This window comes from Bacillus sp. PK6-013 (assembly GCF_054161445.1).
The window spans coordinates 3,227,290-3,240,304 of sequence record NZ_CP096417.1 but is presented as its reverse complement, the minus strand read 5'-3'; the positions used below and the strand labels follow the sequence as shown (position 1 = coordinate 3,240,304).

At 45.8% G+C, this 13,015-nt stretch carries 15 protein-coding genes; 12 read left to right on the top strand and 3 right to left on the bottom strand.

Annotated features, from left to right (window positions below; all coding sequences use genetic code 11):
* Nucleotides 1-60 precede the first annotated feature (60 nt).
* The 5 genes from M1E03_RS16425 to M1E03_RS16405 all read left to right on the top strand — a co-directional run bounded on the left by M1E03_RS16425 (nt 61) and on the right by M1E03_RS16405 (nt 3,166).
* Nucleotides 61-519 (top strand): DUF6773 family protein, encoded by a 459-nt coding sequence (locus M1E03_RS16425; RefSeq protein WP_025811820.1) that lies wholly within the window; start codon nt 61-63, stop codon nt 517-519.
* 21 nt (nt 520-540) lie between these two features.
* Nucleotides 541-738, top strand: a complete 198-nt coding sequence (locus tag M1E03_RS16420) for a helix-turn-helix transcriptional regulator (RefSeq protein ID WP_026579993.1) — start codon at nt 541-543, stop codon at nt 736-738.
* A 118-nt stretch (nt 739-856) separates the two neighbouring features.
* Nucleotides 857-2,005 (top strand): GAF domain-containing sensor histidine kinase, encoded by a 1,149-nt coding sequence (locus M1E03_RS16415; protein ID WP_458110521.1) that lies wholly within the window; start codon nt 857-859, stop codon nt 2,003-2,005.
* Nucleotides 1,993-2,643 carry a response regulator gene (locus M1E03_RS16410; protein WP_033155147.1) on the top strand — a complete coding sequence of 217 codons (651 nt, stop codon included), beginning with the start codon at nt 1,993-1,995 and terminating at the stop codon, nt 2,641-2,643. The genes M1E03_RS16415 and M1E03_RS16410 overlap by 13 nt, the downstream gene beginning before the upstream one ends.
* 4 nt (nt 2,644-2,647) lie before the next feature.
* A complete protein-coding gene (locus M1E03_RS16405) occupies nt 2,648-3,166 on the top strand; it encodes an NADPH-dependent FMN reductase (protein WP_023856509.1) in 519 nt (172 codons plus the stop codon).
* Nucleotides 3,167-3,196: 30 nt separating this feature from the next.
* Here M1E03_RS16405 and M1E03_RS16400 read toward each other — a convergent pair whose 3' ends face one another.
* Nucleotides 3,197-3,445 (bottom strand): YhdB family protein, encoded by a 249-nt coding sequence (locus tag M1E03_RS16400; RefSeq protein ID WP_023856510.1) that lies wholly within the window; start codon nt 3,443-3,445, stop codon nt 3,197-3,199.
* A gap of 198 nt (nt 3,446-3,643) precedes the next feature.
* Here M1E03_RS16400 and M1E03_RS16395 point away from each other — a divergent pair, with 198 nt between their 5' ends.
* Nucleotides 3,644-3,970 carry a YqzG/YhdC family protein gene (locus M1E03_RS16395; protein ID WP_306453675.1) on the top strand — a complete coding sequence of 109 codons (327 nt, stop codon included), beginning with the start codon at nt 3,644-3,646 and terminating at the stop codon, nt 3,968-3,970.
* Between the two features lie 31 nt (nt 3,971-4,001).
* Here the strand turns inward: M1E03_RS16395 and nsrR are convergent, their stop codons facing one another.
* On the bottom strand, nt 4,002-4,433 hold the full coding sequence (gene nsrR / locus M1E03_RS16390) for a nitric oxide-sensing transcriptional repressor NsrR (protein ID WP_023856512.1): 432 nt from the start codon (nt 4,431-4,433) through the stop codon (nt 4,002-4,004).
* Between the two features lie 258 nt (nt 4,434-4,691).
* Here nsrR and hmpA point away from each other — a divergent pair, with 258 nt between their 5' ends.
* The 3 genes from hmpA (at nt 4,692) to M1E03_RS16375 (ending at nt 8,624) form a co-directional block, all read left to right on the top strand.
* Entirely contained in the window at nt 4,692-5,906 is a 1,215-nt protein-coding gene (hmpA, locus tag M1E03_RS16385; protein ID WP_075213186.1) for an NO-inducible flavohemoprotein, read from the top strand.
* A 95-nt stretch (nt 5,907-6,001) separates the two neighbouring features.
* Nucleotides 6,002-7,411 (top strand): SpoVR family protein, encoded by a 1,410-nt coding sequence (locus M1E03_RS16380; RefSeq protein WP_025811808.1) that lies wholly within the window; start codon nt 6,002-6,004, stop codon nt 7,409-7,411.
* A 385-nt stretch (nt 7,412-7,796) separates the two neighbouring features.
* Entirely contained in the window at nt 7,797-8,624 is an 828-nt protein-coding gene (locus M1E03_RS16375) for a C40 family peptidase (RefSeq protein ID WP_026579990.1), read from the top strand.
* Nucleotides 8,625-8,672: 48 nt separating this feature from the next.
* Here the strand turns inward: M1E03_RS16375 and M1E03_RS16370 are convergent, their stop codons facing one another.
* The gene (locus tag M1E03_RS16370) at nt 8,673-9,551 is read right to left on the bottom strand and encodes a LysR family transcriptional regulator (RefSeq protein WP_025811806.1); all 879 of its coding nucleotides are present in this window, start codon (nt 9,549-9,551) and stop codon (nt 8,673-8,675) included.
* 110 nt (nt 9,552-9,661) lie between these two features.
* Between M1E03_RS16370 and M1E03_RS16365 the strand changes: the two genes are divergently transcribed.
* The 3 genes from M1E03_RS16365 to M1E03_RS16355 all read left to right on the top strand — a co-directional run bounded on the left by M1E03_RS16365 (nt 9,662) and on the right by M1E03_RS16355 (nt 12,891).
* Entirely contained in the window at nt 9,662-10,753 is a 1,092-nt protein-coding gene (locus tag M1E03_RS16365) for a citrate synthase/methylcitrate synthase (protein WP_025811804.1), read from the top strand.
* Nucleotides 10,754-10,874: 121 nt separating this feature from the next.
* Complete coding sequence (locus M1E03_RS16360; RefSeq protein ID WP_035339111.1) at nt 10,875-11,939, top strand: PQQ-dependent sugar dehydrogenase; 1,065 nt, start codon at nt 10,875-10,877, stop codon at nt 11,937-11,939.
* 82 nt (nt 11,940-12,021) lie between these two features.
* Nucleotides 12,022-12,891: an SDR family oxidoreductase gene (locus M1E03_RS16355; protein WP_035339109.1), complete on the top strand. Its 870-nt coding sequence runs from the start codon at nt 12,022-12,024 to the stop codon at nt 12,889-12,891.
* Nucleotides 12,892-13,015 lie beyond the last annotated feature (124 nt).

The following is a 13,015-nucleotide window of genomic DNA, read 5'->3' as shown; positions in this document are numbered from 1 at the left end:
TAATATATATTTAACAATAAGTTAGATATAAATTGCATATGAAAGGGGAAAATGGCTGACATGAAATGGATCAAAACCGGGGATGAATACGTAGAAAAGAAAATGACGCAATTTTTTAGCGAAGCCGGTACGATTGTCGCTGCTATCTTATTTTTGGATATGATCATCCGGGGCCTCATTTTAGGGCGACCGGCATCCGAATACATCGTCAGTGCCATCGGTTTTGCAGTCTATGCAGGCTGGATATTGTTCCGCTATCTTTTGTCGGGGTTTGAATATCCGGAGATTGCAGGTCAAGCGGCGTACAGGAAAAAAAGAAAAGAGATCACGGCTCTCAGCCTCGCTTCCGGCATCATATTTGCCATTTTAGTGCTTATTTTTACCGGCATACCAAAACACCCCGGCAGTTGGTTTGACTTTATTATGATGGTGATGTTGTTTGTATTTTTTCATTTTCTGATCAACTTTATCTCGTTGCGCAAATCCTTTCGGAAAAATCAAGATCTATTAGATGATTAAATGAAAATGGCGGGTGAGCATATGGTTAACCGGGTCAAACTCGCCCGGGTCGAAAAGTCTTTGACACAAGCCCAGCTTGCCGAGCGGGTCAATGTGACAAGACAGACGATCGGGCTGATCGAAAAAAATAAATACAATCCGACATTGCACCTTTGCCTCGCGATCGCAAAGGCGCTGGACAAAACGCTTGACGATTTGTTTTGGGAGGAAGAAGCTTAACGATTCGCTTTGTCCCTTCTCGGTCAAAAGTCTTAGAAAAGTTCATCTCATGAGGTGGCCTTTTTTTTATCAAATATCGATATAATAAAAGAAACTCCGGGTTAAGGGGATGAATCTTTTGCGGGAAGACACGCAGTTTGAAAAATTGAAAACGCTCAAAGAAATAGCGGAAGCTTTAAACGAAGGGAACCATCTAAAAGAAACGCTACATGCTGTTTTAAAAAAGCTGCTCAGCTTAACGGGACTCAAAACGGCGTGGCTTTTTCTGATCGATGAAAAGGGGAGCTTTGAACTGGCCGCTTCGGTCCGCCTGCCTCAGGCGCTTTCTTACCGGCACAACCGTTTATTATGCGAAGGAAGCTGCTACTGTCTTGAACAATATAGGGACGGAAAGCTGGACAGGGCGAAAAATATCATTCATTGCCGGCGAATTACGACGGCCATGAGACAGAAGACCGGAGATCCGGAAGGCATCACACATCATGCAACCGTCCCTCTCAGCGATCAGAAGAAACGGTTCGGTTTGCTGAACGTTGCGGCTCCGGACAAAATTCATTTCAGCCGCGGGGAACTGGCGCTCCTCGAAGCTGTTGCTTTGCAAATCGGGATGGCGATCAAACGGATGCGACTTGCTGAACAACAGCAAAAACACATGCTGCTGACCGAAAGAAACAGATTGGCTCAGGACTTGCATGATTCCGTCAATCAAATGCTTTTTTCGCTCAGCTTGACCGCTAAAGCGGCGGGGGAAATGACAGACCAGCCTGAGATCAGGGAAATGCTCGAGTTTATGCAACATCTTTCTCATGAAGCACTGCTTGAGATGCGGGCGTTAATATGGCAGCTGAGGCCCCAAGGCCTTGAAGAAGGGTTGGCGGCGGCTCTTGAAAAATATGCGGAAGTGCTCGGCCTTCAGGTGATCTTCACGCTCAGCGGTGTGCTCCGGCTGCCGCCTGCTGCTGAGGAATTGATGTGGCGGCTGAGCCAGGAAGCTCTCAACAATTGCAAAAAGCATGCCGATGCTAGCCGCATACAAGTGAAAATCGATGTATTCCAATCGTCTGCCGTCTTGGAGATCGAAGATGACGGCAAAGGGTTTCAGTACGATCCTGACGCGGGGCTTCCGACGCTTGGGCTGAAAGGAATGAAGGAGCGGACGGAAAAAGCGGGCGGCACGTTTTTGATCGACTCCGCAATCGGTAAGGGGACGAAAATCCGGGCGGTTTTGCCTTTGAAGGAGAAGGGGGAGGCAGGATGGAAAAGGTGAAAATCATCATTGCCGATGATCATCATATTGTCAGAAAAGGCCTCTTGTTTTTTTTCAAAACAAAAAGCGATTTTGACGTTGTCGGAGAGGCATCAACAGGAATTGAGGCGCTCGATGTCTTGCGAAGACGGGAGGCAGACATCGTATTAATGGATTTATCAATGCCTGAAATGGACGGAATTGAGGCGACAAAGCGAATAAAAAAGGAATATCCGTCTGTCAAAATCATAGCGCTGACAAGCTATGCGGATGAAAGCTATGTGATTCCCGCCATCCAGGCTGGAGCCTCTGCCTATCAGCTCAAAGACGCCGAACCTGATGAACTTGTCGAGACGATACGTGCTGTTTATGGAGGGAGATATTCCTTGGATCCAAGCATCATGTCCCACGTCTTTCACCATATGTCACAGGCTGATGAGAAAGAAAAAATACATCAATTGACAAAAAGAGAAAAAGATGTTTTATTGGAAATTACAAAAGGGAAAAGCAACAAGGAAATCGCCGCTTCTTTATTTATCAGCGAAAAAACAGTGAAAACTCATGTATCCAATCTGCTGTCAAAGCTTGGCTTATCCGATCGCACGCAAGCCGCGCTCTTTGCAGTTAAACACGGACTACAACAAAATGACGGGAGATGATCAAATGAAAATAACCGTAGTCAGCGGAACCGCGAGAAAACAGGGCAGAACGCGGATCGCCGCTTCCTATATCGCCCGCACGTATCAGGCCGAGCTTATCGATCTAAGCGAGTTCATCCTACCGATTTTCAACGGAGATGAAGAGCAGAGCTCGCTGGAGAATGTTCAAAAACTGAAAACTTCGGTCAAAGAAGCAGACGCTGTCGTTTTATTATCTCCCGAATACCACAGCGGTATGAGCGGCGCTTTGAAAAATGCGCTCGATTTTTTAAGCAATGAACAGTTCTCGGGCAAACCGGTGGCGCTTTTTGCTTGTGCAGGAGGCGGCAAAGGCGGGATGAACGCGCTCGCCAATATGCGTATTGTCGCGCGCGGAGTTTATGCGAACGTCATCACAAAGCAGCTTGTGCTCGATCCAATTCATATTGATGAGGAACACCATACGGTTACTGAAGCAGCCAAAGCCAATATCAAAAATGTAATGGAAGAGCTTCTGCACTTTGCCGAATTTCAAAAAGCCTGACGCTGATTAGAGCGCCAGGCTTATTTTATTTTACGTAAAAACGAGCACGCCGTTTTCGTGTTCTTGTCCCGAAAATGAGGCGTGATCAATGTATTGCAGCAGATCATAAAGCCTTTTTTCGACAATGGCGTCATCTCTTTCAAAATTGTAGGCGTGCAAAAAATGCTCGATCCGCTTTGATAATAAATCGTCTTCTGTCCGCACCATCAGGATCAGCAGGTTGTCCCACTGCGAGCGGTGCGTATAATACAAAGCTTTGTCATAGTCAGCGTAATTCAATTTCGCCACTCTCCCTTCTTTCTGAGGAGTCATGATTATTTTATGTGGCGGGGTGTTTTTTTCTCCGGGCAAAACTTGGTCTCCCTTGTTTGACGGACTAGAAATATGAGGATGGTATACGCTATACCGCGAAAAAATGTCTGCATGACATTCTCCGTTTCCGGTCAAGCTAACGTATGTACAATACATGCGGAGCGAATGGAAATGAAAAAACGATATTGCACGTACTTTTTTTGCATATTAACGCTTTTGTCATTCCCGGCGAAAAGCCACTTTCAAGCAGGTGTTTCCGATGCGCCAGAACGGTGGGAGAGAATCGCCTGGAGCGCCCTTGAAGAAAAATACGAAGGCGCAAAGCTTGAGGATTATGAATATTTAGGGCGCACTCAAGTCAATGATGAAGAGACAAAAGATGTCTTCAGGGTAACCGTCAATCAGGAAGGCAAATCATTTTCGGCGCACGCCGAGGTGTATTTTCACCCGGTGACTAATGCGATCATCAACGTGAATATTTTTACTCTATAACAAAAAAAAACGAAGGAAGCAGCTTCCTTCGTTAACTCAATAATTTACGTATATGGTCCTGATTAACGATAATATCCTGCAGAGTGTATTGATCCAATACGTCCAAATAGGCGGAAAGGGCTTTGTTTAAAACATGCTTTAATCCGCAGATCGGAGAAAGTATACAATGGTTTTTTTCTCCGTTAAAACACTCGACAAGGTTAAAATCATCTTCTGTATTTCTTATGACTTCACCGATATTAATCAGTTCAGGCGCTTTTCCGAGACGAATCCCGCCGTTGCGGCCCCGAATCGTTTCAACGTAGCCAAGCTTGCCAAGCTCGTAAATCACCTTCATAAGGTGGTTTTTTGAAATGGAATAAGATTCGGCGATGTCTTTTATATTGACAAGCTCGTTTGAGTTTTTGGTTGCTAGAAAAATCAGTACTCTCAATGAGTAATCCGTATAATTTGTTAATTTCATCGCATTACCTCAATCAAACAAGTTTCCATTATCTTATCACATTTGCCTTCGGTTATGAGGGTGAAGCGGAAATTGTTACAAAAATATAAAACATTCATTGAAAATATTGCTTTAATTCCATTAAAAGTCTAGTATAAAGATGTATTCAAAATACATCTTTAATCAAAAGTAACAGTCCCATTTAAAAAAAGATCTTATTGCACCTTTAAAGATGTATTTGAAATACATCTTTAAAGTGACTGGAGAGGAGAAAGCGTTATGCTATCTGAAAAAACCATGCAAATTGTCAAATCGACCGCCCCTGTTTTAAAAGAAAAGGGAACAGAGATCACCACTTGTTTTTACAAGCGGATGTTTAATGCGCACCCTGAATTGAAAAATATCTTCAACATGTCCCGCCAGCAAACCGGCGGACAGCCGAAAGCTTTGGCTTTTACTGTTTTGCAGGCGGCTGAGAACATCGACCGGCTCGGAGACCTGCTGCCGGTTGTCAAACAAATCGGACATAAACACAAAAGTTTGCATGTGAAACCAGAGCACTATCCTATTGTCGGTCAGCACCTTTTGGAAGCCATTGAAATCGTGCTCGGCGAAGCTGCGACAGAGGACATTCTCCAGGCATGGGCAGAAGCCTATGAAGAGATCGCCCGCGTATTTATTGAAGTCGAAAAACAAATGTATGAAGAAGACAAAAAGCAGGATGGAAACTGGGAAGGATTTAAACCGTTTGTCATCATGGATAAGCGGGTCGAATCCGCTACGATTACTTCCTTTTACTTGAAGCCTGCCGATGGAACGGATTTGCCCGCTTTCAGTCCCGGACAGTACGTATCTGTCCGCATTAAAATTCCCGGCGAACCATATTTCTTAACAAGGCAGTACAGCTTGTCAGATGCCTGGAATAAAGACTACTACCGCATTTCAGTCAAACTGGAAGCGGAGGAAGGGCAACCGGTCGGAAGGGTATCAAGCTATCTGCATGAGAACATGGAGATCGGGGGCAGCTTGGAAGTGAGCGCTCCGGCCGGAGATTTTACCCTTTCCGAAGGAACGGATCGTCCGGTTTACTTCATCAGCGCCGGATCAGGCATCACGCCTGTCATGAGCATGGTGCAAACATTGGCTCAAAAAGAAAGCAGCCGCGAGATCACATTCGTGCACGCTGCGAAATCTGAACAGCACCACGCTTTCAAGGAAGAAACGGAGAAGCTGCTCGGCGCCAATCCGGCGTACCGTCTCCTGTTTGTCTACAGCAGGGGTGCTGAAGCGACGGAAGATCATATTGTAAAAGGCCGGGTGAATGAAGAGCTTTTGAAATCGATCGTGAAAGATCCAAATGGCGAATTTTATGTATGCGGTCCGCTTTCATTTATGAAAAGCGTGATTGAAGGATTGCAAAATCTTGGCGTTCAGATGGAAAACATCCGCTATGAGAGCTTTGCTTCATCCCTTGACATGCAAATAGCGAACTAACCAAAGAGGCAGCTGTCAAACCGACAGCTGCCTTTCATCTTTTCAAATCCCGGCTCATACAATAAAGATAAGTCCAACCGGGGGGGATTTGAGTATTGAGCATACGGGAGCAAAAAGAGCTGCAGCGGGCGATAGCAGAAATTACGGAGATCGCGGAAGGATTCGGCCTGGATTTTTATCCGATGAGATATGAAATTTGTCCGGCTGAAATCATTTATACATTCGGCGCATACGGGATGCCGACAAGATACAGCCATTGGAGTTTCGGCAAGCAATTTCACAAAATGAAGCTTCACTATGACTTTGGCTTGAGCAAAATATATGAGCTTGTCATTAATTCAAATCCGTGTTACGCGTTTTTACTGGACAGCAATTCATTGATTCAAAATAAGCTGATTGTCGCACACGTTCTAGCTCATTGTGATTTCTTTAAAAATAACTGCCGTTTTCAAAATACGAAGCGCGATATGGTTGAAAGCATGTCGGCGACAGCAGAGCGGATTAAACATTATGAGACGGTCCACGGCTCAAAAGAAGTCGAAGCATTTCTCGATGCGGTGCTGGCGATTGAAGAACACATTGACCCTTCGCTCGTGAGGCCGAAGCTGTCGTGGAGCATAGATGACGAAGAGGAAGAAGAAACAGACGCGTCGCCCACTCCTTATGACGACCTCTGGGAACTGGATCACAAAGGATCGAAAGAGAAGAAGAAAAGGACGAAAAAAAAGTTTCCGCCGAAGCCGGAAAAAGACATTCTGCTGTTCATTGAAGAACATTCGCGGGAGCTGGAGCCTTGGCAGCGCGACATCTTAACGATGATGAGAGAGGAAATGCTGTATTTCTGGCCGCAGCTTGAAACGAAAATCATGAATGAAGGATGGGCGTCCTATTGGCATCAGCGAATCATCCGTGAGCTTGATCTGACATCAAGTGAAGCGATCGAATTTGCCAAGCTCAACGCGGGAGTGGTTCAGCCGTCAAAAACGGGCATCAATCCTTATTATCTCGGATTGAAAATATTTGAGGACATAGAGGAGCGCTACAACAACCCGACAGAAGATATGAAGAAGATGGGTGTAAAGCCGGACTCGGGGAGAGAAAAAATATTTGAAGTCAGGGAGATCGAATCAGACATTTCATTTATCAGAAACTATTTAACGAAAGATCTCGTGATGAGGGAAGATCTCTACTTGTTTCAAAAACAGGGAAGGGATTATAAAATCATCGACAAGGATTGGAAGGCTGTGCGCGATCAGCTTGTCAGCATGAGAGTCAACGGAGGATTTCCTTATTTGACAGTTGAGGATGGAGATTACTTAAAGAACAATGAATTATACATTAAGCATTGGTATGAAGGGATCGAACTCGATTTAAAGTATCTTGAAAAAGTTCTGCCTTACCTTCACCAGCTATGGGGAAGAAGCGTGCATGTCGAAACCGTGCTCGAAGATAAGCCCGTCATGTTTTCCTATGATGGAAAGGCTGTCCATCGCAGATATTTATAAAAAGTTTCAGGCTGCATTCGGGCAGCCTTTTTTTATTTTAAAGCGCAGCGACGTCCGTCACTATGCATTTTTACGAGTTAATAACAAAAATGTAAAATAAAGTATTTAACACTCTTTCTAAAATTGTAATTTTCGCTGCAGGAAAGTGCGAAAATGTAGTATTTAAGTTACCTTTGAAATGTAAATGAAATATTATCGACCCTTAAAAACTTTTTTTAAAAACGAATAATTAAGGAATTTGACTTAGTAAGTCAAGACTATACCTGATGGAAACCCCTCCTTATAATAGAAGCAGAGGAAGGCTGAAGCAGCCGTTCTCAAAAATCATGAAACTGCTAATTTTTGCCTTTAAAAATATAAAGAATTCTGCTAGTGGGAGGACAACATGAAAAAACAAGTAATAACAGCAGCATCAGCGGTTGTTTTAGGATCGACTTTATTTGCGGGAGCGGCTTCCGCGCAAACCATAACGGTGAAAAAAGGGGATACGTTATGGGGATTTTCGAAGAAGTACGGTACAAGTATCAGCAAGATTAAACAGGAAAACAAGCTGAAATCCGATATCATTTACATAGGGCAGAGGTTGTCGATCAATGGAAGCAGTTCATCGTCTGCAAAAGCGTCGCAAGCTTCATCAGCTACGCATAAAGTGGTCAAGGGAGACAGCCTTTGGAAAATTTCTCGGACATACGGCATGACCGTCAATGAACTGAAGTCTCTGAATGGTTTAAAAACAGATTTAATCCGGATTGGACAAGTATTAAAAGTTAAAGGGACGAAAAGCGTAAAAGCTGCATCAACAACAAAGCCTTCTTCTTCAAGCAAAACAAGTAAGGCACCTGCGCAAACCTCTTCAGCGCTGAATACGTCAAAGCTTGTTTCAGATGCAAAAGCCCTTATCGGAACGCCTTATAAATGGGGCGGAACATCTACATCAGGATTTGACTGCAGCGGATTTGTCTGGTACATCCTCAATAAACAGACAAATGTGGCGAGAACGAACACAGCCGGTTACTGGAATTCGATGAAGAGCGTATCAAGCCCTGCAGTAGGTGATTTCGTATTCTTCACGACATATCAGCCGGGACCTTCGCATATGGGGGTTTACATCGGAAACAATCAATTCGTTCATGCCGGTTCTGACGGCGTAACGATCAGCGATATGACAAACAGCTATTGGAAGCCCCGCTATCTTGGAGCAAAACGCTTCTAATGTTGCAGGGACAAGCCCGTTCATCATGATGAACGGGTTTTTTTTCGTTTAGAAACGGAACTCGGCTAAAAACGCTAAAAAGTGTTCGACCTTCTCATTATCTTTCAGACTAATTGCATATCCCCCTGCAACAGGAAGCTTCATGAAATCGCACGGCACCTCTATTAATCTTCCTTCCATCAGCTCGCGGCGCACAGTCGACAGCGGCAAAAATGATATACCGAGTCCTTCTGAAATAAATCGTTTCGTAATATGCGTTTGGCTTACGAGCATTGTTCTGACGAACGGAAATTTGATCCTCAGCTGCCTGACGAGGTCGTCCCAGTATTCGGGGTGATTATGGGTCAACAGCAAATATTCTTCAAGCAAATCTTCGACATCGAGCGGCGGCGCTTGTTCTGAATCGCGGCCGTCATGAGGGGCAACCAAAATCACGGGATCGCTGTACATGGAATAGCAGTTCAGGTTTGACGATTGCACGTTTAAGCAGCTTAAACCGATATCTGCATGGCCGGCTGAAATCAGGGGAGCGATTTCAGCTGATTCGGCGATCTTTACTTTGATCTCCGAATTCGGATGCAGCGCTGTGTATTTTTTTAATACAAATGGGAGAATCGTATCGGCGATAAGCGGTGAAACCGCTAGATTCAATGTCTGCGAATAGCCCTGTCTGATTCTGTGAAGCTCTGCCATGCTCGATTCATAGTCTTCCAGCAGGCGAAGGGCGAAAGGAAGGTAAGCGCGGCCTTCTTTCGTTAAATGAATGCTTCTTCCTTTGCGGGTGAACAGCTGGCACCCGAGTTCTTCCTCAAGCAGTTTAATTTGAACGGTGACGGTCGGCTGAGAAATAAATAAGGTTTCCGCCGTCTTTCTGAAATTTTCGTATTTTGCGGCAGTAACAAAGGTATGAAGCCATTTAAAATCCATTGCAGTCCTCCTGATTAATTTTGTTAATCAAAGACATCAATATAATTCAATATTTTTTAAATATTATATCAACTATAATGATATTTACAAAGGAAAAAGGAGGAATTGATATGGTTTATCATGGATTAAAAGGGATTACTTGTGTTGAAACAGCCATCAGCCGCATTGACGGTGAAGAGGGAAAGCTGATCTACAGAGGGTACAATGCTGATGAACTGGCGCTTACATCCACATTTGAAGAAGTCGCTTATCTGATACTCAACGGGTCATTTCCGACGGAAGCGGAACTCAGCCAATTCAATGAGATGCTCGCTTCATTCCGTGTGCTGCCAGAAGCATGCGAGCGATTGATCCGCAGCCTTCCTGCCGAATTAGACGATATGGCGGTTCTTCGCACGGCCGTTTCTTCATTCGGGGATAAATCGTTTGCGTTCAAGCCGACAATGGAGCAGGCTCTCAGACTGATAGCAGCCGCCCCGTCGATTATCGCCTTCAGAAAAAGGCTGACTGATGGCAAAGAGCCTGTTCAGCCGCTGGATGAGCTTGGCTTTGTGGAACATTATTTTTACATGCTGAAAGGAAAGCGCCCGACAGAAGCTCAGAAAAAAGCGCTCGAAACGTACATGATTCTTGCGATGGAACACGGCATGAACGCTTCAACCTTTTCGGCAAGGGTTACGGTGTCTACGGAATCCGATCTTGTTTCTGCCGTCACATCTGCACTTGGCACAATGAAAGGACCTTTGCACGGCGGAGCGCCGTCAGCGGTTACCGATATGCTGGAAGGCATCGGGGAAAAACAGCACGCAGAAAGCTATATAAGAGAGAAGCTTGAAAAAGGCGAGAGACTGATGGGATTTGGACACCGCGTCTATAAAACGCATGATCCGAGAGCGAAGGCTTTAAGGGTGAAAGCTGAGGAAATTGCCGGGGGCGACCGGGATATCGACCTTGCTCTTCATGTTGAAAATACGGCGATCCGCCTTTTGGAAGAATACAAACCGGGGCGCAAGCTTTATACGAATGTCGAATTTTACGCAGCGGCTGTCATGAAGGCGATCGATTTTGATGCCGCATTGTTTACCCCTACTTTTTCGGCAGCGAGAATGGTCGGCTGGTGCGCCCATGTGCTGGAGCAGGCTGATAACAACATGATTTTCAGGCCGTCGGCTAAATATATCGGGGAATTGGTTTCTCAGTAATGCGGACACACGCCTTCTCAGCGAAGGGCGTGTTTTTTAATAGATTTTTGTATGTTTAAGTAGGGAATTATGCCGGTGTTCTTGAATGTATTCATCAAGAAAATCCTTTAAGGGGGAGACGATGAAAAAAGGATTCCTGATGTTGATCATGCTGTTTTTTCTGAGTGCATGCTCGGAAGGCCGGGATTTTGATGCTGAAAATGAAGCGGCGGCGACAAAAGAAGGCGGAAGCGGCGCCGAGGTCATCGCAGAGCGCTTGGATGTACCTTGGACGATCGCTCACACTGGCGGGATTTTTTTCATTACCGAAAGAAACGGGGGAATCGTATCCATTGCCGAAGGCAAAAAGGAGCGCATGCAGCTTCAGCTGAAAAAGCCCGTTCATCAAGAAGGGGAAGGCGGGCTGCTCGGATTTGTGCTCCATCCTGATTTTAAAAACAATCAGGAGGCATACGTTTACCATACATACAAAGACGGGAGCCATCTGAAAAACCGGATCGTAAAATTGACGCTTGACCGTCTTACTTGGACGGAAACGGAGGAGCTGCTTGCCGATTTGCCAGGAGGCGTGATTCATAACGGCGGCCGGATGGCGATCGGGCCCGATCAAAAGCTGTACATCACGACAGGTGATGCGGGGGAAAGGGAATGGGCCCAGCAGCCTGAAAAGCTGGCGGGGGTGATTTTAAGGATGGAGCTTGATGGTGCGGTCCCTGCTGATCAGCCTTTTCGCTCGTCTTATGTATACAGCTTTGGACACCGGAATCCGCAAGGCCTCGCATGGATCGGCCGGCAGCTTTACAGCTCCGAACACGGGCAGTCTGAACATGATGAAGTGAACAAAATTGAACCCGGAGCCAATTATGGCTGGCCGGTGATTGAGGGAAGCGATGAGAAGCGGGGAATGAAAGCGCCGCTCATCCATTCGGGAGAAAAAACGTGGGCCCCATCCGGTTTAGCGCAGAAAGGGGATGTCCTCTATATGGCCGGGCTGCGGGGAGAGGGGGGTTTCCGGGTCGATCCTGCGGAAGCCAAAGCGGTCAAATGGCTTGGCGGATACGGCAGAATCAGAGATGTAAAAGTAATCGGAGATGATCTGTATTTCATTACGAACAATGGCGACGGAAGAGGCGAAAAAAAACAGACAGATGACCGGCTCATCCGCGTGCCTCTGTCTGACCAGTAAACATGTCTCGCTGAGTTCTTGCGTTTAAGGATGCCGGAATCGTGGTAACTGTGCACTAAACAATGGTGAAGAGGTGAGACGAATGAATCCGGCAAACAGACAGACGGATGGACAGAAAGCGCAAAAACAAGAAAAACAACCCGGGGCTGAGCACAAGATGGTGCCCCTTCCGCTCTCGGAAGATCGTGACTACAAAGGAAGCGGCAAATTAAAAGGAAAAACCGCCATTATTACCGGAGGAGACAGCGGAATCGGCAGAGCGGCCGCCATTGCATACGCCAAAGAAGGTGCGGACATTGCCGTCATGTACTTGGACGAACACAAGGATGCCGAGGAAACGAAAGAACGAATCGAACAGGAAGGCGCAAAATGCCTCTTGATTCCCGGAGATGTCGGGGATGAAGCACATTGCAAAACATCTGTCGAAAAAGCGGTGAATCACTTTGGCGGACTCGACATTCTTGTCAACAACGCTGCCGAACAGCATCCGCAAAAAGGGATCGAAGATATTTCGAGCGAACAGCTTGAACAAACGTTCAGAACGAATATTTTCTCCATGTTTCACATGACAAAAGCCGCGCTCCCGCATTTAGGGGAAGGAAGCGCGATTATCAATACCGCATCAATCACAGCTTATGAGGGCAGTCCGGCGCTGATTGACTATTCGAGCACAAAGGGTGCGATTGTCGCGTTTACCCGTTCGATGGCTGCATCCCTTGTCAAAAAAGGAATACGCGTCAACGCGGTAGCGCCGGGGCCCATTTGGACGCCGCTCATTCCGGCTACTTTTTCGCCGGAAAAAACGGAAAAACACGGTACAAATACGCCGATGGGAAGGCCCGGACAGCCTTCTGAACACGCTGCGGTGTATGTTCTGCTCGCTTCAGACGATTCTTCTTATATGACAGGACAGACGATCCACATCAACGGCGGAAGATATGTGACGACATAATTTCAACCGGCTGCCTTACAATTGCAGCCGGTTTTTTTCTGTTTGTTTTTTTCGGAAAAATAAGAATTTGAAAGATCACTTTCAAAAAAGCTGCCCCGTAAGAGATAATAGAAACAGAAAGAGA